At 53.5% G+C, this 21084-nt stretch carries 21 protein-coding genes; 8 read left to right on the plus strand and 13 right to left on the minus strand.

Annotation, left to right across the window (positions count from 1 at the left end):
* Window positions 1–5: 5 nt before the first annotated feature.
* The 3 genes from R6H26_RS07195 (at window position 6) to R6H26_RS07205 (ending at window position 2723) form a co-directional block, all read left to right on the plus strand.
* Window positions 6–1244: a glycosyltransferase gene (locus R6H26_RS07195; protein ID WP_404789565.1), complete on the plus strand. Its 1239-nt coding sequence runs from the start codon at window positions 6–8 to the stop codon at window positions 1242–1244.
* Entirely contained in the window at window positions 1222–2064 is an 843-nt protein-coding gene (locus R6H26_RS07200; protein WP_404789566.1) for an alpha/beta fold hydrolase, read from the plus strand. Before R6H26_RS07195 ends, R6H26_RS07200 begins: the two co-directional genes overlap by 23 nt.
* A 62-nt stretch (window positions 2065–2126) precedes the next feature.
* Window positions 2127–2723, plus strand: a complete 597-nt coding sequence (locus R6H26_RS07205) for a hypothetical protein (RefSeq protein WP_404789568.1) — start codon at window positions 2127–2129, stop codon at window positions 2721–2723.
* A 16-nt stretch (window positions 2724–2739) separates the two neighbouring features.
* Here the strand turns inward: R6H26_RS07205 and cpdA are convergent, their stop codons facing one another.
* The 5 genes from cpdA to R6H26_RS07230 all read right to left on the minus strand — a co-directional run bounded on the left by cpdA (window position 2740) and on the right by R6H26_RS07230 (window position 7114).
* Window positions 2740–3549 (minus strand): 3',5'-cyclic-AMP phosphodiesterase, encoded by an 810-nt coding sequence (cpdA, locus tag R6H26_RS07210; protein ID WP_404789570.1) that lies wholly within the window; start codon window positions 3547–3549, stop codon window positions 2740–2742.
* A 469-nt stretch (window positions 3550–4018) separates the two neighbouring features.
* On the minus strand, window positions 4019–4393 hold the full coding sequence (locus R6H26_RS07215) for a DUF1823 family protein (RefSeq protein WP_404789572.1): 375 nt from the start codon (window positions 4391–4393) through the stop codon (window positions 4019–4021).
* Window positions 4386–5033, minus strand: a complete 648-nt coding sequence (locus R6H26_RS07220; protein WP_404789574.1) for a DUF3611 family protein — start codon at window positions 5031–5033, stop codon at window positions 4386–4388. The genes R6H26_RS07215 and R6H26_RS07220 overlap by 8 nt, the downstream gene beginning before the upstream one ends.
* 2 nt (window positions 5034–5035) lie before the next feature.
* A complete protein-coding gene (locus R6H26_RS07225) occupies window positions 5036–6226 on the minus strand; it encodes a Coenzyme F420 hydrogenase/dehydrogenase, beta subunit C-terminal domain (protein ID WP_404789576.1) in 1191 nt (396 codons plus the stop codon).
* 159 nt (window positions 6227–6385) lie between these two features.
* A complete protein-coding gene (locus tag R6H26_RS07230; protein ID WP_404789578.1) occupies window positions 6386–7114 on the minus strand; it encodes a Bax inhibitor-1 family protein in 729 nt (242 codons plus the stop codon).
* 152 nt (window positions 7115–7266) lie between these two features.
* On the opposite strand from R6H26_RS07230, the gene R6H26_RS07235 reads away from it, so the two are divergent.
* Entirely contained in the window at window positions 7267–8364 is a 1098-nt protein-coding gene (locus R6H26_RS07235) for a YihY/virulence factor BrkB family protein (RefSeq protein ID WP_404789579.1), read from the plus strand.
* A 31-nt stretch (window positions 8365–8395) separates the two neighbouring features.
* On the opposite strand, the gene R6H26_RS07240 is transcribed toward R6H26_RS07235, so the two are convergent.
* From R6H26_RS07240 to R6H26_RS07265, 6 genes are all read right to left on the minus strand, one after another.
* Window positions 8396–8770 carry a hypothetical protein gene (locus tag R6H26_RS07240; RefSeq protein ID WP_404789581.1) on the minus strand — a complete coding sequence of 125 codons (375 nt, stop codon included), beginning with the start codon at window positions 8768–8770 and terminating at the stop codon, window positions 8396–8398.
* Window positions 8771–8791: 21 nt separating this feature from the next.
* Window positions 8792–8959 (minus strand): hypothetical protein, encoded by a 168-nt coding sequence (locus R6H26_RS07245; RefSeq protein WP_404789583.1) that lies wholly within the window; start codon window positions 8957–8959, stop codon window positions 8792–8794.
* Window positions 8922–10187, minus strand: coding sequence for a glycosyltransferase (locus tag R6H26_RS07250; protein WP_404789585.1), 1266 nt, complete (start codon window positions 10185–10187; stop codon window positions 8922–8924). Before R6H26_RS07250 ends, R6H26_RS07245 begins: the two co-directional genes overlap by 38 nt.
* Window positions 10188–10255: 68 nt before the next feature.
* A complete protein-coding gene (locus R6H26_RS07255; protein WP_404789586.1) occupies window positions 10256–10639 on the minus strand; it encodes a type II toxin-antitoxin system PemK/MazF family toxin in 384 nt (127 codons plus the stop codon).
* Window positions 10623–10847, minus strand: coding sequence for a hypothetical protein (locus R6H26_RS07260; RefSeq protein WP_404789587.1), 225 nt, complete (start codon window positions 10845–10847; stop codon window positions 10623–10625). The genes R6H26_RS07255 and R6H26_RS07260 overlap by 17 nt, the downstream gene beginning before the upstream one ends.
* 202 nt (window positions 10848–11049) lie before the next feature.
* Window positions 11050–12534 carry a leucyl aminopeptidase gene (locus tag R6H26_RS07265; protein ID WP_404789589.1) on the minus strand — a complete coding sequence of 495 codons (1485 nt, stop codon included), beginning with the start codon at window positions 12532–12534 and terminating at the stop codon, window positions 11050–11052.
* Between the two features lie 200 nt (window positions 12535–12734).
* Here R6H26_RS07265 and R6H26_RS07270 point away from each other — a divergent pair, with 200 nt between their 5' ends.
* Complete coding sequence (locus tag R6H26_RS07270; protein WP_404789590.1) at window positions 12735–14933, plus strand: transglycosylase SLT domain-containing protein; 2199 nt, start codon at window positions 12735–12737, stop codon at window positions 14931–14933.
* 39 nt (window positions 14934–14972) lie between these two features.
* Here R6H26_RS07270 and R6H26_RS07275 read toward each other — a convergent pair whose 3' ends face one another.
* The gene (locus R6H26_RS07275) at window positions 14973–15632 is read right to left on the minus strand and encodes a hypothetical protein (protein WP_404789592.1); all 660 of its coding nucleotides are present in this window, start codon (window positions 15630–15632) and stop codon (window positions 14973–14975) included.
* A 482-nt stretch (window positions 15633–16114) separates the two neighbouring features.
* On the opposite strand from R6H26_RS07275, the gene ppk1 reads away from it, so the two are divergent.
* Complete coding sequence (gene ppk1, locus R6H26_RS07280) at window positions 16115–18487, plus strand: polyphosphate kinase 1 (protein WP_404789594.1); 2373 nt, start codon at window positions 16115–16117, stop codon at window positions 18485–18487.
* A 191-nt stretch (window positions 18488–18678) separates the two neighbouring features.
* A complete protein-coding gene (locus tag R6H26_RS07285; RefSeq protein WP_404789596.1) occupies window positions 18679–19137 on the plus strand; it encodes a hypothetical protein in 459 nt (152 codons plus the stop codon).
* A 35-nt stretch (window positions 19138–19172) separates the two neighbouring features.
* Here R6H26_RS07285 and queF read toward each other — a convergent pair whose 3' ends face one another.
* Window positions 19173–19580, minus strand: a complete 408-nt coding sequence (queF, locus tag R6H26_RS07290) for a preQ(1) synthase (protein ID WP_404789597.1) — start codon at window positions 19578–19580, stop codon at window positions 19173–19175.
* A gap of 285 nt (window positions 19581–19865) precedes the next feature.
* On the opposite strand from queF, the gene R6H26_RS07295 reads away from it, so the two are divergent.
* Entirely contained in the window at window positions 19866–21062 is a 1197-nt protein-coding gene (locus R6H26_RS07295) for an HhoA/HhoB/HtrA family serine endopeptidase (protein ID WP_404791239.1), read from the plus strand.
* Window positions 21063–21084: the final 22 nt, after the last annotated feature.

A 21084-nucleotide genomic window follows, 5' to 3' on the forward strand; every position in this document is an offset into this window, starting at 1 on the left:
ACTCGATGACTTGGATTGGATCTGATGGTCTCCCAATCTTTTTGGGAATGGGACTTCTGTGCCTATCCGCTTACGTCATCGCTCGATTTCACCAGAGCTTTCAATCCTCGATTTCCAATGCCCCTCGCCTAGAGCCAGCCGCAACGCCTCTCGCTTCTCTGCCTGCGATCGCCGTTGTCATTCCAGCCTATAACGAAGAGATCAATTTGCGAGATTGCGTCGAAGCCGTCCTCAAAAGCGAGCTTCCCGACCCGCAACAGCTTCAGGTCTGGATAGCCGATGACGAATCGACCGATGGCACGAGGGCGATCGCCCAAGCGCTCGTTGCTGAAGACCCTCGCGTCCACCTAGTGGCTGTGCCGCCTCGACCCGCGACAGAAGTATGGCGCGGAAAAAACTGGGCCTGCGATCGAGCCGTCGCGCAAGCTCAAGGAGAGTACCTCCTGTTTATCGATGCCGACGTGCGGCTGGAGCGAGAGGCGATCGCCGCTGCTCTAGTTGCCGCTCGGGCTTCTAATGCCGACCTTTTGAGCTGCCTGCCAGAAATCGTATGCGGCTGTCTGGCTGAGTGGTTGGTCCAACCTACGATTGTCCGCATGTTGACCGCAGGTTTCAATATCGCAGCCGTCAGCGATCCGGCCCGACCCGACGTGGCCTTTGCGGCTGGACCGTTTATGTTTTTTCGGCGTGCAGCCTACGATCGCATCGGCGGCCATCGCGCCGTTGCCGATAATTTGGTCGAAGATGTTGCTCTGGCCCGCCAAATCAAAAGTTTTGGGCTAAACATGCGTCTGATGCTAGGTTTGGGGCTCGTAAAGGTCAGAATGTACCGCAATCTGGGGGCATTGTGGGAAGGCTGGACTAAAAATCTTCACATGGGCGCGCAGCGGAAGGTCTCGTCAACGCTTTTAATTGCCCTGATTGCAATCTTTGTGTTAGTCGTGCCCTGGCTGGGGATTCTTTTGAGCGGTATTGCGCTGTTCGCGGTTGGGTTGCGGGAGGGCGCAGGGTTCCTCCTCCCTCTCGCGAGCGCGGCGGCGCTCCTATTGTGGGAATCCGTGCTGTGGCGGCGGGAGGCAGTCCTGCTAGCGCTGCCCGTTCGCTACTGGGGGCTGAGCTGGTTGAGCGGATTATTGGTGGCGGCAATCGCTATTGCTTCTATCATCAAAACAGAAACGGGCTGGGGTTGGACCTGGCGCGGGCGATCGTTGGCACTTCCTCATGAAACAACTCCTTCCGCTTAATCCGTATCCCGCTGCCTATCTAGAACAAGGCATGGGGACTCCCATTGTGTTCCTGCACGGATTCTTAGGGGACGCCAGTAACTGGCTCCCCATTATGGATCGTTTGCCAGAGTATCGCTGCATTGCATTGGATTTGTTGGGGTTTGGCGAATCTGCCAAGCCGGAACTGCGCTACGACATTTGGCATCAGGTCGAGTTTGTCCAGCAATTTATTGCAGCGCTGGAGCTTGAGAACTTCTGGCTGGTGGGTCACTCCTACGGCGGTTGGACGGCAGCGGCCTATGCGATCGCCTGTACGACGGGTAAACTCGGCCTCCCTCACCAACAGCGAGCAATGCCGCCGCCCCGGAACGAACTGGCAGGACTGGGGTTAATTGCGCCAGCGGGGATCCGGGACGATGAGTTTGTAGGGCGCTATAACCATTTGAGACCGCTGCTCTGGGAAAGCCCTTGGGTGGATTGGGGCCTGAGGGCGATCGCCCCTCTGAGTCGGTGGTTGGGACAGCGCAAGTCTTTTGAGGAGATCGTGAGGGCACGGCAGGCATTGCTCGCGCAGCCCGTGGCCAAGTCCTTTTTGCGCGATCGCCTGCGCCCGGAAGACGCGGTCGATACTGTCGAAGCAGATCTCCATTGCATCGCCGTTCCAACCCTGGTGATTGCTGCCGCAAAAGACGATACGATTCCCCTATGGCATTGCCAAACCTACGCTCGGGAGATCGCGCAGGTTCAGTTCCGCTTGCTTCCAGACGCCGATCATGGCTTACTTCAATCCCATTCGCAAGATGTCGCGCAATCCATCGCGCAATTTCTCAATGCCTAAACTTTAAATTCGATCCGATCGGACTAAAAATAATCGATCGAAATTTGTCATGATAGGGAGGTATGCCTACTCCCCTTCACCCGAACTCCGCTCCCTCAACCCTGACGCCTCAGCAAGATGCCGAACTGCGCCTTGAGGCGGAGCGCATGCAGGAGGTGAAGTTTTTGCTCGGTAACTTACTCGAGCGCGAGCAAATCACGGTTAAGGCAATTCTGACCTGTCTGCTAGACGTGGGCGCAATTCATTTCATTAACGGTCGAATTCGGATCCGACCGCTGCGCTCCCTCGCTCGGCCCCTTATTAACGTTTCAAAACCCGCGCTGGTGTTTGTGGCCTACCGCTGGGTTCAAAAAAAATGCCCTCAATTGGCTGCTAACTGGCTCCAACGCAGAATTGTCTTGAAGGCCGGACGACCTCCCCAACCTCAGTCGCTTCAACCTTCTCCCCCAGTCGTTCTCGAGCCTATGCTCGTTTACCAACATGAAATTCGACGGCTGCGATCGCGCGTTCGGCTCACGACGGGTGCTCTCGTGGGCGTCAGCAGCGTTTTGATCCTCGGGCTCATCGGCATCGATCTCAGATCCGTCGATCGATTTTGGCAGTCTACAGTCACCGGACAGCCAGAAGCCTTAGTAAAAACTCAAAAAACGGCACCTTAATCTCGCTATCGCTTTGTTAATATCCTTGGGCCGCCAAATTGAGCTGCTGATCGAAACAAACGCGCTCCACTACCGTATCGAACCGTCCGTCAGGGTGCAGGTGCAGCAACCGAAATCCAGGCTGCGCGTCGTCCAGAGCGAAGTTAGAGCTTTTAGGCATAAATTGAATGCAGGTCGAGGGCGTGCTCAAGTACGTCACGTCTTGGCGCACGCATTCGAACTCCTGATGCACGTGCCCCACTAAAACAAGCTGGACTTGCGAATAGCGATCAACAATGCTTAAAAAAGCTTCTGTATTTTGAAGGCCGCTTCGATCTAACCAAGGAGAATCCACCCAGAAGGGAGGATGATGCATTGCAATCAGCGTCGGTCGATCGACAGGCACTTGCGAAAGCTCCGCGTCGAGCCACTCCAGACTTTCTTCGCTCAAGGCTCCGTAAACCTCGCCCGGAACGTGGGTGTTGAGCAGCAAAAATTTCCAGTTGCCTTTATCGATCGTCTTGTCAGTAAATACAGGCGGTCGATCGAGCACCCGTTCCATGGCTGAAACGCGATCGTGGTTGCCGGGTAGCCAGTAAGTGGGAATGCCAAGGGTAACAAAGCGCTGCAAAATTTTGAGATAGGCGGCCTCCGATTCGTCTTGAGCTAGGTCGCCAGTTAGCAAAATCAGGTCGGGGTGAGGACTAGAAGACTCCAACTGCTGCAAGGTTTTCTCTAAAGATTCCCAAGTATTCCACCCCAACAAATCTCGGCGATCGTCTGCAAAGAGATGAAGGTCTGAAATTTGCGCGACCAGTAGGGGGGAAGTTTTGCGAGTTTTACCCATGACGACAAGATAGTCAGTATAGAATTACCTGCAGGCACAGGATTTGAATGCATTACTACGCCCTAGAGGGTCGATTGGACTGTATTAAAATAAGCAAATGTATGTCTACTGAGCTAAGATTTCAAATCTTACAATCATACTGGTGCGATCGGGATTGATTTTAAGAAGGATGTTTGGTTTCTCTATAGGATTGATTCTATCGACTCAATTATTAATATTTAGATTCAATAGGATGCAATTTATCATAAACCCATCCTAAAAGGAGTAGGGTCGCGAGACGGTGATTTCGGTCACATTTGTGATGGGCTATACCAATTAGGCTATTCCCGAAATAGAAACTACCAACCATTCTGTAGGGACGCAAGGCCTTGTGCCCCTACAGTTTCGTCAAAGTGCCCGTAAAAATTGATTTTGGCTTGGGTGGGGATGTCCAATGCGTCAGTGCTTTCGAAGAAGCTGAGAGATTTCTTTATCTCTCTATGCCTTGTTGGCGCATATAACTTAAGAGCCAATTTGCCGCAGTGGCTCGACGGGTCAGGGTGGGGTTGAGTTCGCCTACCTTATAGCCCGTAAAACCGAGCTGCTCTTTCAAAAGCTGTTTGTCTTCAGGCGGGATCGAGCGGGTTAACTGAACCGTTGCAGGGCGGCTGCCGATAAAATCTGGCGGTTCTGGATATCGATCGGACCAGTCGGAATGCACGGCGGCAGCATCCCACTGGCGAGTGTCTGGATCGTAGCGATAGCCCAAACAGTCCCACAGCAGGCGATTGACCGTTTCATCCGGGATTTCGCCTTGAATAATACCCCAGAGGGTTTCTGCGGAAAGGGGCGGTAACTCAGTCATGTCTGCCAATGGCACCGTCGGGGGCTGTGGGGGGTTTCTGCATGACTGTCTGCTGCAACAGCCACAGGGAGGTGGATAATCCGATAAAAAGTCCTGCTATGCCGTGAATGCTACCTAGAATCACCAGCAAATCTCCAGGCTGAATAAATCGGCTCGGGTCGATGTTGATAAAAGAACCGACGCCTTGAGACAGCGCTTTGCTGAATAAAATACCGCCGATGCTTTCCGCGCCGATTACCATCAGCAACATCCCGATGAGGTCGGTGATGAGTGCGGCTCTGATCCAGTTTGTCGTTTCGGCCTTGGACGGTTGCCCTTTGGGCGTGGGCTTGACGAGGCGGCGGCTGAGGCGGGTATAGAAAAAGCTCCAGTACACGCTAATGCCCAGGCACACCACACCCCCAATTAAAAATGGAATGCCGATACCGACCCCCGCTCCAGCAGTCGGGACGGGTTGGCCGGGGACGGCAGGCCGACCGCCTAAGGTGGCAGATGCGAACAGGACGATGACGATGGCGGCGATCGCCAATACTAGCTTGAGCCAGAAACCTATCCAGCCGATCAGCTTAAACTGATAGCCCAAGATGCGAAGTCCTGGAAAAAAGGGTGGTGAATCGATCGGATTTTTAGTCGTGGTCATGGCTAATCGGGCAGTTTGTACTGACTCACAATTTTCTTGGCAAAGACAGGGACGTGGGCTTCTAGTTTGTCCGGGTAATTCCGCTTTACGTAAAGGTAGTTGCGCGTAAAGTGCGAATCAATCGAAAACCGAGCGTATTCTAGCCCCTTAGGACCGATGCGCTCGATAATAACTCCCATTAACTTGGCCGCCCACATGGGCAGCGTCACGCCCCTGTCGTAGGCGGGAATGCTCTGCTGCACGGCCTGATGGCGATCGCCCACTGAGGTTACGGGCTGGGTCTCAATTTGGTCGGCCACCAAGTCCAGCATCTCTTGCCCTATATCGTTGCGGACGACGGTCCACTGCCAACCGAAGGGCGCGCCCATGTAGCCCACCACTAAATCCGCAAGGGAATTCACGTAGTCGAAACAGCTCATGCAGGAGGGCGCAAACACATCCTTGAGCTGATTGGTCTTAAGCCCAAAAAAGGGCACGGTCTCCGTGGATCCGTCTTCATGCTTAAAATGCACCTTAAAATCCTGCATGAATTCGTAGTACACCACCGTATCCGGCGATCGGCTGGTGGTGTCTAAAAACTTTTGCAATCCGGCACGGGTGACGTTATCGACGCAGGGCGTGCCCAACACGTAGAGTTTTTCCAAACCCAGTTCTTTTTCGACGGCCCGCAGCGCCTGGATTTGACAGCCCACGCCAATGACCAGCAGCCGCTTCATGCTCGATTGCTCGATCTGTTCTAAGACCGACAGGTTGGGCGAGAGCGTGGGCTTATTGACCCGCGCTGCCAGAATATCTTCCGGGGTTCTGGCGATGACGGGCATCGGTCCAAACCGATCCTCCTTGGTGTTCTGGACGCAGACGACGCCCTCCACTAGGCCGCGATTCAGCATTTCAATGGCGATCGAGCTGACCATTCCGGTCCATTGCGCGCCTTCAATCGGTTCGGTTTTGCGCGCTGCCATCATGGACTGATGGACGCCGAAATATACGTCGTCGGGGTTATCTAGATCGCGACTCCGCCCGTGGGTCTGGGTTTCGAGGGCCGGAATTTGCTGGTTGATAAAGGCACAGGCTTCTTTGACGTAGTGGATGTAGTAGGTATCGCATAGCCCGCACTCGCTGCACAGCTCTTTGGCAGGGCGCTTGCTCGTCGGCTTCAGGGCTTTTGCTTTTTTATGGGTCTGCGCCGTCATGGGGTTTGTGTCCGGAAAAAGTGAATGCCGCTGCTTTGACCAAGATACCGTAAGGCTTTGCGTTACCTACGATTGTAAAGCCTTTGTGAATGCGGCGGACCTGCAAAAACGCCGATCTTTCCCGGAAAGATCGGCGTTTGAGTCGTTCTATAAATCGATTTAATCGCGGCTATTGAGCGCAATGAGCAGTCGCAGGATAAAGACAAACAGATTGATGTAGGTGAGGTACATCGATAGAGCGGCGGGGAGATACTCTTCATCTTTGTAGGTGCGGGGCAGAATAAAAAAGTCCACGACCGCAGCGCCTACAAACAGCACGACGCCAATGCCGGAAATCGCAATATCCCACCATTGGGGCATGCCTCCCATAAACAACCCGACGATCAGTTGACCCAACATCACCACGACGAGGGCAATAATGCCAAGCTGAATGGTTTTGGTGAGGGCAAATCCGTCTTGCTCGGACAAGTTAGAGCCGATGGAACGCGCTGCGATAAAGGTGACGCCGCAACTCAGGGCCGCAATGCCCAATCCCGTCAACCCGACGCCATTGGTCCGAAGCGCCAGGTTTAGGAGCATGGCCAGGGTATACCCGGATAGCAAGCTGTAGGTTGCCAGCAGGGGCAGTGCCACTTTGTTATTGCCTCGAGCTGCAACGCCTTGAGCGATAAAAAAGAGCGCGATCTCGGCAATGAGCGCGACGATAAAGGTGGGCATAAACAGCGCGGGATATTGTTGCAAAACGCCCAGTCCGCCCCACGCGCCAAAGGCGGTTAATACAAGTCCGCCGCCTACAAAGGGTAAGGCGTTCTGAATGACGTTAGGGCCAACCAGCGCGTTTTGCTTTGCCTGCCGAACGGCTTCTCTAAAGTTACTGGTATTACTCACAGGTTTCCTCTACAAGTCGTAAATTCAGGTTCTTTTCCATTGTGTAGTGCTTATTCGAAAAATGCTGTAGCGATCGCAATATTTTCCACCCCTCCCCTTCTGAAAAGTTCATACTTTAAAAAGACACCTTTCCTTGACGTGAGAGAAGTACGGTGAATTTTAAGCAACTTTGGCGATTGCTCCGACAGACCTTCAAAGCTTGGAACGAGGATAAGGCGTCGCGATTAGCAGCGGCCTTGGCCTACTACACTGTCTTTTCCCTGACGCCCTTGATTTCAATTACGCTGACGATTGTGGGCGTGGTTTTTGGGCAAGAGGCGGCTAGGGGAGAAATTGTGGCCCAAATGCAAGGGCTAGTGGGTCGTCAAAGCGCTCAGGCGATCGAGACGGCGATCGCCAACATCAGCCAGGATTCTCTCTCTGGTCTTGCCTCCATTCTTAACATCGGGGTTTTGCTGTTTGCCGCCTCTGGCGTCTTTACCGAACTTCAAGGTGCCCTCAATACTATTTGGGAGGTTGCTCCCAAGCCTGGAAAGGCCATTCGCGTCTTTATTCATCAGCGGCTGCTGGCCTTTTTGATGGTCATGGCGATTGGGTTATTGCTGCTGGCCTCTTTAATGCTGAATACCTTTCTGGTTGCTATTTCTAGTCTATTTGTGAATTTTTTGCCCGGCGGAAGCGTTCCTTGGCAGCTTCTCAATACCATCGGTTCGTTTATTATCACCACGCTCTTATTTGGACTGATATATAAATATCTACCCCAAGCCAAAATTGCGTGGAGCGATGTTTGGATTGGCGCGTTGATGACAGCGACACTGTTTTCGATCGGTAAGTTTGCCCTAGGATTCTATCTGGGGCATAACAGTTTTAGTTCGGCATTTGGAGCGGCGGGATCCTTAGTGTTTGTCGTCGCTTGGGTCTTTTATTCCGCGCAAATCTTGTTCTTTGGTGCGGAATTTACGCATGCTTATGCCAAACAGTACGGTTCGCACATCCGTCCCAGAAAATACGCGGTTGCACTGACGGAGGAGGATCGCGTTCAGCAGGGCATTCCTCATCGCGAGTACGTTGAAGGGCTGGTCCAACAAACGCAACTGCAAGATTCGGCTCTTGTCGATCGAGCTAAAGTGGACTTAATTCCGCGATTTTTACAGTTGGGCTTGAGTCTAGCAGAAATTGCTGAGGGATTGGACTTGCCTGTCGATCGAGTGAAAGACGCTGCGCGCAAAGTCAATAGGACTCATCGTTAATGCGAGAATGAATAATGCGGGAATGAATGGGCTATCGCAACCAACGCTCTAACGAGCGAGAAACGGTCTCAAAAAGCCATACAAAGAGACCCACGAAGATGATTTTTTCGCGCAGCTCTCGACGCGTCATGGTGCGAAAATCCAGGAAACTCGTTCTAGAACGACGGGATTTAATGACCCCGCGATCGCGGTTGAGGTCGTAGATCGTTTTCTCGACGCACCAACGCTCGGACTTGTCTGGGTAGCACTTTTGCGTGTGCTCCAGCAATCGCTTGGCGAGCTTTTTGTTGCCCTTTGCCGCTTCCAGTAAATCCCGATTGATGCCATCGACGGGACCCCATTGAGTCCAGCACCACCAGATGACGCCAGCAGCAATGAGCAGTAATAAAATTGGTCTGATCGGCATATACGCAAAAAAGCAGCTCTTTTAGTAGCTTGCCCAGAAGATCGCACGCGCTAACGTCGAAGCCAGTCGGACGCCATCAACTTTTGCTACCTCGCCGATCTCTCCGGTTCCTTCCGGTTCGGTGCAATGACGGGCGGCGATCGCCGACAGCTCAGCAATATTTAATGCTGAGTCGTTTTTCAATTTCATCGCACGCAACGCCTACGCCATTTTCGGATTGTAAAATCCGTCCGATTTCTGCTGCTTTTGCTGCGTAGCTGGGATGGTTTAACAACTGACCCAACTCTCTGATAACCCGCGATGCTGAATATTGTTTGCGGGGGATTGTCCGTGAAGTGCCTAAACGTTCGAGACGGGCAGCATTGTCTGGTTGATCGTGGCTGTAGGGGACAACCAGGGTAGGATGTCCCGACCGCAATCCTTGAGCAGTAGTGCCAACGCCGCCCTGATGCACGATCGCGCAGGCATGGGGAAAGATTTCAGAAAAGGGCGCGTAGTCCAATGCAATGATACTTTCCGGCAATGGCTCGGGGGGTGGATTATTGCCGATGAGAAGAATAGCTCGGCGATTTAGGTTTTTTGCAGCTTCAATGCCGATCGCGTAGAAATCGCCCGGAACGAGAACGGCTGCTGAGCCAAGGGTGAAAACAATGGGCGGTTCGCCACTGGCTAAAAATTGTTGGAGTTCGGGGGCTAGCCCGCGCTCTGAGTTGCCATCGTAAAACGCGAATCCAGTCGCGACGGTATTGGGCGGCCAATCGGGTTGGGGGGAGCCTAGCACTGGGGAAAATAATGCCAGCACCAGATCGGGCGAAAACTTGTCGTCAATAATAGGATGGCCAACTGGTTCCAATCCGAGATTTTGTCGGAGCCGATGAATGGGTTCTCCCCAGTCGCGAGTGACAAATCTCGCGTAGTCCATCACCCATCGATTCACGGTTGGACCAAAGACGCGGAGTTTGGCCAAGGCGGGGAAAGGTGCTAAAACGAAGGGATCGTAGGCAGAAAAAAACGAACCGGGACCTAGAATACAAACTACCCAAGGCACCTTAAGGATTTCCGCAACCAAGGGAGTGGCATAGACAATTTCATGGGACACGATGAAGTCGGCATTTTGAGCTGCATCCATCAGGTCTGCATAGGTATCGCGCACATTGGCTGAGAAATAATCCCGGATGACTCGCTCAGTCCCCTTCTGGAGGTCCATCATCAAAGCAAGCATCTTTCGATCGTCCATTGCAATATAGTCTGGACGGATTGAAAAGAACTCGAATCCAAGCGATTCAACCTTGGCACGATCCTGCTTGACCGTTGCAAATACGATATCGTGTCCGCGATCGCGCAGCTCTAGGCCGATCGCAATAAATGGATGCAGGTCGCCGAGCGATCCCATGGTTGTTAAAACAATCCGACTCATAATGTATTAACCTGAGCCATTTTCGTGACCTCACCCTAAATTCAGCAGACCCATTGACTCGCGCCTGCTTAGGTGGATTTGAACGCCAACCCAAAGCCAAGCTCAATGCATATTGCCTTTTCAATTGCGTCCCAATAAACGTTTTCTAGAACGCCCTGTTTATTCTTAATTCTTTGAGCATCAACCGCTCTCATTTGACTGAGATTGATGTGCCGTTCTCCATTTAATCTATTTTGCGAGGTCGGAAGAACGTTGACAACGAAGGGATAAGCTTTCTTCCCAGGCAATAAAGGGGCAACGATTGTCGTCGTTCCATTTTGATTGCCGATATCGTTCTGCAAAATAAGACAAGGGCGCTCTTTATCGGTTTCGCGACCCACGACAGGCTTGAGGTCAATCCACCAGATTTCTCCGCGCTTATAGGTTAATGTCCCGTTAGGCATTAAGACCATCGCCTACCGCAACATCCCAAACAGACATCTCCTCTTGAAACGCCGGATCGCAGCTCTGCTCTTTGTAAGCATCTTCCAGCTCCTTCCTCAAAATCCGCTGTTTCTCTTTTAGGAGAACGTCATTAATGAAGCTACTCCGATTGCTGGCAAGGCGATCTACAAAGCTTAGAACTTCATCGTCCAAGGTAATGCTGACTTTTTTGCTCATTGCTCAATTTTGCTGCGATTAGTCAATAGGACCCTGCCGTCATACTATCTAGTCCTACTGGATTCGTCAACGCTTCGCGTTTACAAGTCCGATCGCACGATTGGCATTCAACCCCCAAAAAATTGCCTTGCCCCTCCCTCGGTGCTTTTTCTAGGGCGAGGATCGAGGCAAGGCGATCGCGCGCGGAAGCGAACCCAGCGGCCTACTTTTCCGCTAACACCCAATTGACTAGCGTCCTAACCCCAAAGCCCGTGGCTCCGGTATTGTGGTAGCCGCTTTCCTTCTCGGTCCAGACGGGACCTGCCACATCCAGGTGCGCCCAAGGCGTTTCTTTGACAAACTGCTTCAAAAAAAGCGCTGCCGTAATCGAACCGCCAGGCCGCGGCCCCGTATTTTTCATGTCCGCGATCGGGGACTTCATGCCCTCGAAATATTTGTCTTCTAGGGGCATTCGCCACATTTTTTCTCCAGCTTGGTCCGAGGCGCTCAGCAACGCATTGGCTAGCTCGTCCTGCGGACTCCAGATCCCGGCAATATCGTTGCCCAAGGCGACAATGCAGGCTCCGGTCAGAGTGGCCAAATCCACGATCGCATCCACGCCTAGTTTTTCGGCAAACACCAGCGCGTCGGCCAAGGTGAGGCGGCCTTCGGCATCGGTGTTGTTGATTTCAATGGTCTTGCCATTGGAAGCGGTCAAAATATCGCCGGGATGGATGGCCCGACCGCTAATCATGTTTTCCGTGGCCGCGACGATGAAGTGAACTTCCGCATCCGGTTTCAAAAGACCCACGACTTTAGCCGCCCCCAATGTTGCAGCCGATCCGGCCATGTCCATCTTCATCGTTTCGATGCCGCTGCCCGTGGGCTTGATGTTGAGGCCGCCCGAATCGAAGGTCAAACCTTTGCCAATGATGGCCAGCTTGCGCGTCGGCGTTCCCGAGGGTTTGTAGGTGAGATGGATAAACTTAGGCGGCATGTCAGAGGCTTGAGCGACGCCCAGAAAAGCACCCATTCCCAGGGCCTCGCAGGCTTCCTTTTCCAATACTTCCAAGCTCAAACCGAGTTCTTGCGCGAGTTGAGCGGCAGTATCGGCCAAGCTCATGGGCGTGACGACATTGGCCGGGGCGTTCACCAATTCGCGGGCGAGGATGACGCCTTCGCAGATCTGCTGCGCTTTGGCGATCGCCGCTGCCCGATCGCCAACCTCCAACACCTCGATCTGCTCGACATACAGCCGCGAGCCGTTCTCGGTTTCCGATTTGAAGCGATTGTCTTGGTGGAGGGACAGCACCGCACCTTCTACGATCGCCTCTGCTGAAAGCGTCGCATTTTGCTCCCACAACGGCAGCGCGATTGCCACCGTTTTGCCTTTTTGCTTCTGGGCCGTCCGGGCGATCGCCGCTGCGGCTTGGCGCAAGCCTTCTAAAGACCAGCCCTCTGGCTTGCCCAGCCCCACTAGCACGATTTTGCGGGCCAAACCGCTTCCGGAAGGCGTCCGAAGCCAAACGGTTTCGCCAGATTTACCCTTAAATTCGTTTTCGGCGATGACCTCTTGCAGGAGTCCATCTAGCGCCGAATTGAGAGTGCCAAACGCTGCGGACTGTTCCGCCTGCTCTTCAAAAAAACCAACGCCCAAACAGTCTCCAGACCATTGATGCAGCGGCGTATCTGTTGCTTGAATCTTCATAAATGTTGCTTTGACCTCGGATGAGCATCGCGTTCGAGAACCTTCACACCCTTTATTCTGTCAGAGACGACGCCTCTTGTGCCGAACTGTTGCGCGCATCTCTATGGCCGATGTGTCGGTCGTAGCGTTATGCCCGTCGTGAGGTCGTCTAGAATGCATAGAGCGATCGTGCGTCGAGGCTGGATTTTGGAGTCGATATCATGCGTCAATCCTTGCTTTCCTCCATCAAGAAATCTTCGCCATTACTGCTGTCTATGGGGTTAGGCGGCGCAGTTGTGGTGGGTTCGTTTTTTGCCCTGTCTAGGCTGTGGCCGCAGGTGGACGCACCAGAAGAGCCGATCGCCACGGTCGCGCCCAGCGCTCCAGAGAGTCGCGTTCTGGCTCAATCTTTCCAGCCCGCTACCGTCCGTCGCCCCATCTTTGAAGGTCTCGTCCGCAGCGGAACGCCTCTCGAACAGCAGCAGGCGCGCTACGTACTGGCCGCCGACGCCGTGCGGCAAGGCAACGGGAAAGACGCCCTCCAATGGCTGGACGATCTAGAGACGCGCTACGCCGTCCTAGCGCCCAACATTTTGGCACTCCGCGCCCAGGCCCATGCCCTCAACCAACAAGACGACTTGGCAAACCCGCTCTGGCAAGCAATCCTCAAGCAGTTTCCCCAAAGTGCGGCGGCGGGGGAGGCTTACTTTAACCTCAACAAAAGCGATCCCCGCTATGGCGATCGGGCGATCGCCGACCTTCCCGCTCATCCCCGCACCGTCGAGATTGCCCTCGCGCGCCTCAAAAAATCCCCCAACGATCGCGCGCTATTGTTACTGGTGGCCCAATATGGCCTCCACTTAAAAGACTACAAAACCTATCTCGATCGCCTGACCCAGAAGTTTGCACCCCAACTGACAGCCCAAGACTGGCAAACCGTTGCCTTTGGCTACTGGGAAAAACAAAAGTACAAAGAAGCGGGGCTTGCCTACAGCCGCGCTCCCGCCACCTCGCGCAACGCCTACCGCGCCGCACGCGGCCTTCAGTTGGGCGGCGAAAAAAATGCGGCCATTGCCGCCTACCAGCGCGCGATCGCCGCCTTCCCCGAGGCTCCCGAAACCCCCAAAGCCCTGATTCGGTTAGCAGACCTCAGCGAAGAACGCCCAGCGATCGCCGCCCTCGACCGGGCGATCGCCCTAGCCCAACGCCTCAAACGCCCTGAAGATCTGGCGGATGCCCTGGCGCGCAAGGCAAATCGCCTCGCCAAGATTGACGCCACAGTCCAAGCCGCCGTCGAAGCGCAACTTCTAGAACAATCCAGCCAGAGCGAAGCCGCCGCGACCCTTCGCTGGAAACGGGCTTGGACTGCCGCTCAAGGCCAGCAGTTGGATAGCGCGACTGAATGGGCGACTGCCATTGCGCGATCGAATCCCAATAGCGAACTCGCACCCAAAGCCCTTTTTTGGGCCGGAAAATGGGCGGATCGGTTGGGCAAAACCCAACAGCGCCAACAGTTCTTCGCTCAACTCTGGCAGCGCCATCCCGAGTCCTACTACACTTGGCGCGCCGCCGGGCTTTCGGGACTGCCCGTCGGCGATTTCCAATCCATTCACGGCCAACCCGTTCCCCTCCAAACCCCTACCAGCCGTTTGCCGCTGAGTGCGGGTTCTGCGGCCCTGCGCGAGCTGTATGCCCTCGGAGAAGGCAAGACGGCCTGGGAAACTTGGCAGCTAGAATTTCAAAACCGCCAAACCCCTTCCATTGCCGAACAATTGACCGATGGACTGGTGCGTCTAGAAGTCGGCGAGTACCTGGACGGGCTGTTCATGCTGGGCAACCTGCGCGATCGCGTCCTCACAGAACCCGAACAACAGTCCCAGCTTGCCGTACTTCAGTCTCTCCGCCAAGATCCGCGCTACTGGCAAGCGCTGTATCCGATGCCCTACTGGAGCGATATCCAGCGCTGGGCGCAGAACCATGCCGTCAATCCCGTGCTCTCCCTCGCCCTGATGCGCCAAGAATCTCGGTTCGAACCGACTATTCAATCGGTGGCAGGGGCCATGGGATTGATGCAGCTCATGCCCGAAACTGCTGCTGAAGTAGCCTCCCAACTGAAGCTCGAAACCTATCGCCTCGAAGACCCCAGCGATAACATTCGCCTCGGAACCTGGTATCTCAACTCCACCCATCAGACCTATCAGGGTAACTCGATGTTGGCGATCGCCAGCTATAACGCAGGTCCCGGCAGCGTTGCAAAGTGGCTGCAAACCCTAGATACTCGCGATGCCGATATTTTCGTCGAAACCATCCCCTTTGACGAAACCCAAGGCTACGTCAAATCCGTCCTCGAAAATTACTGGAACTACGCCCGACTCTACAATACCCAATTTGCCAAAGCCCTCGGTTCTCGAACGCCATAGCCTTTCCTTCAGCCTATTTCCCTTCAGTCCATCGACGCACTATTGCCGAAACCTGATCTGGCTTCGTACTTCCGGCTTCTGCCGTTCTGCCGCGCCGTAGCCAGGAGTCGTTTGCCTGGACCACACGACCAAATCGCTGCCATCGATCGTTTCCGTCCAGCCCAGCATTTTAAGGATAAGCTGACCGTTTTCACAGTCCATCCCCCGCAGAGAATACCAGTTTTCCTTCGTCTTCCCAGGCGGTCCTTGACGCCACACTAGCAAATCGAGCGGAATTCCCGAACGAACGCCGAACCCTCTTCCCCAGCAGGCTCTCCATAAATCCCTCGCCGTCGTGCAGTACAAGGTATAGTTTTCAGGCGCCTCGCAAAAACGGTACAGATAAAAACCCTCTTGGGGAGCCTTTAAAATGGGGTAAAACGAATAAGAGAGTAATGCTTGATACAAAAGATCCCAGTAGACCGAACTCGCTCGAACGAGCATCTTAATTGGTGCGTCTTTGACCTTAGCGGTTGCAATGACCCCTTCTTTTGAAGACAGTAACTGCACGCTGTCAAATAACGGTTCCGTCCTCAACTGCTGGTTGGAAAGTAGGCTCGTTTGTCCTTGCACAAACCCATCTACAAAGGACTGAATTAACACCTCATCGGATAAGCCGCCACTGTGACGGGGAGCGCCAATTTCAATATGACTGGCCATAGCAAACTCCTGGGATAAACTTTGGCTGAGGCACCATACCTTGGATGAACCAGATCATCGTTCAATAAAATAGAAGTTGACAGACTTTAAAGCGAGGAGTTTCCTCAAGCGCGCACTTGCAGACCCATAGCGGGATATAACTCGAATGGATTTACATTTCATTCAATCGGTTCGGATAGCACGATAGAGTTGTATCGCTGATGGCAAGCTGCATTTGCGCTCAATCAACCTAGCTCAACTCAGATAAAAATGTCACCTATCTTTATTGACATATAAAAACTTATCCTATCCAATAGTGCCCCATTCTTCGGGTTTCTGACAACACAGGCACTTTCTGTAGCAGTCCTCTAAAATAAGCGCGAGATTGCTCGGCTTTTGCCCTTCGAACGCTGCAGTAGTCCGAAGGCGCGCGCCCGGTCATTTGCTACCGATCTGCTCGAATCCATAAAACCTCACCCATCTGCGGTCCCTTCCCCCAGCCCATGAAAAATTCTAATATTCGGATTTATCAGCTTGCCAGCGAATTGAAACTCAGTTCCAAGGACGTTTTGCAACTGTGTCGCGATTTACAGCTCTCCGCAACGGCATCTACGAGTTCGCTGTCTCCAGACGATGCCAAGCTAATTCGCCTGCAGGCTAACGGACACGACGATTCGAGTTCCCCTGCTCCAGAGGCTTTAGATGAGACGCCCATCGAACCGGTCATTCCCGAATCGCTCTACAGCCCACAGTATTACTTCAATCGAGAGTTGAGCTGGTTGCGCTTTAACGAACGCGTCCTCCACGAGGCCTTCGATCCGCGCAATCCCCTTCTAGAGCGCCTCAAGTTTATGGCGATCTTTAGCAGCAATCTGGATGAGTACTTTATGGTGCGCATTTCTGGATTAAAGCAACAGGTGGAGGCTCAAGTGACCAAGCGCACGCCCGACGGGATGACGCCTCAAGAGCAGCTTGATGCCATCCGTAACGAGCTTCAGCCCACCGTCGTCCGCCAGCATCAGTATTTTGCACAGGAATTGAAGCCCCAACTGACCCAAGCGGGCATTCGATTGCTGGACTACGACGACCTCAGCGATCGCCAAATTGAGTCGCTCCAAACCTACTTTTTGGACCAAATTTTTCCAGTACTGACTCCTTTGGCGGTAGACCCAGGCCACCCATTTCCCTATATTTCCAGCCTGAGCCTCAACTTAGCCGTAGTGGTCAAAGATCGGGAAAATGGCGAAGAGCATTTCGCACGGGTTAAGGTGCCCGACCAACTGCCCCGGTTTGTAGCGCTACCCATTCCCAAAGGGGAAGCAGACAGCCTGCGCTGGTGGGGGGTTCCCCTCGAGCAGGTGATCGCCCAGAACCTCTACAAACTGTTTCCGGGAATGGAGATTCAGACCTGCCATCCCTTTCGCATTACGCGCAATGCCGACTTCGATCTCGAAGAAGACGAGGCCGACGATCTGCTGCTGGCCATCGAGCAGGAATTGCGGAAGCGGCGGTTTGGCTCTGTCATGCGGATGGAAATTCAAGTGGGTACCCCGCCAGACCTCCAAGCGACCCTAATGGAGGAAATGGATATTAGCGATCGGGATGTTTATGCCGTCGAGGGTCTATTGAGCCTGAACGATCTGTTTGCCCTCAGCAGCCTCCCTCTTCCCGAACTGAAAGATCCCCCTTGGACCCCAGTCATTCCGCCCCGGCTCAGAAAGCTAAAGGCCCTTCCCTTACCCGGAGAAGAAGCGCTAGACATGGGTAAAGCGCGAGGGGAAGAAGATCAGACGGATATTTTTTCCATCATTCGGGCTGGAGACGTACTGGTCCATCATCCCTACGATTCGTTTTTATCGACGGTGCATCGCTTTGTGGCAGAATCCGCCTACGATCCCAATGTCTTGACGATTAAAATAACGCTCTACCGCACCGCAGGCGATTCTAAGTTGGCGGATTCTCCCATTGTAAGCAGTCTGATTGCGGCAGCAGAAAATGGCAAGCAAGTGGTAGCCCTAGTGGAATTGAAGGCCCGCTTTGATGAAGCGAACAACATTCACTGGGCGCGCAAGCTTGAAAAAGTGGGCGCTCACGTCGTTTACGGGTTGGTCGGTCTAAAGACCCACACGAAGGTGGTGCTGGTCGTGCGTCGCGAAGGGCAGCAGCTGCGCCGATACGTCCACATCGGCACGGGCAACTACAATCCCAAAACGGCTCGGTTGTATACCGATTTGGGTCTATTTAGCTGTCGCGAGGATTTAGGGGCCGACCTGACGGACTTATTCAATCATTTGACGGGCTATTCCCGCCAGCTTTCCTATCGCAAAATCTTGGTAGCTCCCGTCAACCTCCGCGATCGCATGATCGAGTTTATTCAGCGAGAGATGGAGATGGCGCGTCGCGGGAAAGAGGGACGCATCATCGTCAAAATGAATTCCCTCTTAGATACTGATATGATTGCGGCCTTGTATGCCGCCTCTCAGGCAGGCGTGCAGATCGATATTATCGTCCGGGGCAACTGCGCCCTCAAACCGGGCATTAACGGCATTAGCGACTCCATCCGCGTCATCAGCATTATTGGCCGCTTTTTAGAGCACGAGCGCATCTTTTACTTTTACAACAACGGGCGACCCAAGGTGTTTATTGGCAGTGCCGACTGGCGCACCCGCAATTTAGAGCGGCGAGTCGAGGCTGTCGTACCCATCGAAGACCCCGACCTAGCGATGCAGCTGCGGGAACTGCTGGATCTGTACCTCAGCGATAATCGCCACGCCTGGGATTTACAGCCTGACGGTCAATACATTCAGCGCCGCCCTGCCGAAAATGAGTCAGACCGCAGCGCCCATCGGCTGCTCATGAGGATGGCTCAGTCGTGAGCGTCAATCTACGCTAAAAGAAAAATTTCGAGGAAAGCACAAATGGCAACGTGCAATTGGCCGGATCCTCCTGTTGTTCGAACTTTACCTCCATTACTCTGAGCGAGGGCAAAGAATGTAATACAGTAATAGTCGAATCTGGAGTGTTTTTTAGGCTTCAGTCCCTTGGCGATGAGAGGAGAAAATTAATAGTGGGACAACGGAAATTGCTTTGGATACTACTGCTGTTTTTTGCAGTGGCAGGACTTTTTTCTGGTTTTGCGATCTGGCAAATTAGCCAATCCCAACAAAAAGAGCGAGACTTAGCGCGCGTTAAAACCGAGCTAGAGCAGGCCACCCAGCAAATGCAGATTTTAAAGGAGCAAAATACCGCCTCCATTGCCGCCCGAGGCAAACTCCAAAAAGATCTGATGGCTGCTAAAAAGCAGTTGACGACCTTTCAACAGCAGGGTACGGATCTGTTGCAGCAGTTGAAGGTCGAGCAAACTCAGAAGAGTGCCTTGGCCTCAGAGAATTCCACCCTCAAGATAAAGCTGTCTGTGGCAGAGAAGCAGTTAGAATCGTTGCAACAAAGTTTGGGAGCGGTGCCCAGCCGTCCGAAGCCCATGACAAAACCAACGACAACGCCCAATTTTCTTCTGAATCCCTAGGGCGTCTCGTTCCCCTAAAGCAATTGCTGGAGGGTTCAGGGAGACTCTTTCCGATGCTGAACCTCAATGACGGTATGGACGTTTCCGCGAGGGGTAAAGTCTCCTTTGACCGTCATTTCTAAAGGGTCGCAGGCCGCTACTAGGTCATCCAAGATTTGGTTGACGGATTCTTCGTGGGAAATGTAGCGATCGCGATAGCTGTTGATATAGAGCTTTAGCCCCTTGAGTTCCACCACGCGTTGGTCGGGCATGTAGGCGACATGAATGGTGGCAAAGTCCGGATAGCCAGAAAACGGACATTTACAGGTGAATTCCGGCAGGGTAATCCGGATCTCGAAGCGGCGACCCACCCTCGGATTGGGAAAAGTAATCAATTCGCCTTCTTCGATCGACCGTTCGCCATACTTGATCGTCGAATCTGGAGCCTTTACGTCGGACGTCATACCTAAGCAGTCACTCTCAACGGTAGTAAATGTAGAAAATTAAAATGCTGAAAACTTGCGTTTAGACTTCACAGCGTTTGAGCTTTTCTATTGTACCGCTGACTTGAGGGTGCGATTCGGTGTTTGCGAATACCCAGGATTTAGAACTGTGCTTACACTGGTTATATCATGCTATGCCTTTGCCCTAGATTGCATGCGGCTAACCCCTAAGGACCTTTGGGCCACTTCATTATGCAGAACTTTACGAACTGGCATTCTCTCCGTACCGTTGCTCGGCGACTCACAATGCGCTTATTGCGCTGTGTTTTAGGCGCAGCGATGGCGATCGCCTTGTCTTTTGGAATGGCCGTCACCTCTCCCGCTTGGGCGGACTTGGTCCCCGCCCCAACGACGGCCCCAAACGCGATCGCGGCAAAACCCGCGATTGCCAAATCGGCATTAGCGCGAACCGCCGCGCCTCACAGCTTTGTGGCAGAGGCCGTCCAAAATGTGGGCAATACGATCGTTCGGATCGATACGGAGCGCACGGTGATCCGACGCCCGACAGAGCCGTTGTTTAGCGATCCGCTATTCCGCGACTTTTTTGGAGATGGGTACGGTCTCAACCCTCGCGAAGATCGTTTGCGGGGTCAGGGTTCTGGCTTTATTATCGACGGCAGCGGCATTATTCTAACCAATGCCCATGTGGTCAACGACGCCGATACGGTTTCGGTCACGCTTAAAGACGGACGTGCCTTTGAAGGGACCGTTCAGGGCGTCGACGAAGTTTCCGACTTAGCTGTTGTAAAACTGCGGGGTATCAAGGGTAAGCTGCCCGTCGCTCCCCTGGGCGACTCCGACGATATTCAGGTGGGCGACTGGGCGATCGCCGTCGGAAACCCCGTCGGTCTCGACAACACCGTCACCCTTGGCATTATCAGCACGTTGCATCGCCCTAGTGCGGATGTTGGTATCCCCAACAAGCGCCTCGACTTCATTCAAACCGATGCTGCCATTAATCCCGGCAACTCTGGCGGCCCGCTCCTGAACGCTCAAGGTGAAGTGATCGGTATCAATACGGCCATTCGAGCTGATGCCATGGGGATTGGTTTTGCGATTCCGATCAACAAAGCGAAATCCCTCACTGCGCGACTCGTGCGCGGCGAACGGATTTTACATCCCTATGTCGGCATTCAAATGACGACCCTCACACCCAAACTGGCTCGGGAAAACAATAAAGATCCGAACTCTCCCATCGCGCTGCCCGAAGTCAACGGCGTTTTGGTGATGAAGGTGCTGGCCAATACTCCCGCTGCCTCTGCTGGCATGCGTTTGGGAGACGTCGTGACGGCCATTAACGGCAACCCTATTGTCAACGCTAACCAATTTCAGACAGTCGTGGAAAATACTCCAGTCGGCGAGGTTCTCGACCTCACGGTCGAGCGCGGGAACCGCACCCAAATCGTCTCGGTGAAGACGGGCGAGCTGAAATCGGCAGCCTAATCTCTCAATCCTTCCTGTTCGC

The organism is Altericista sp. CCNU0014, assembly GCF_044923475.1.
Classification (GTDB): Bacteria; Cyanobacteriota; Cyanobacteriia; order Thermosynechococcales; family Thermosynechococcaceae; genus JAAURS01.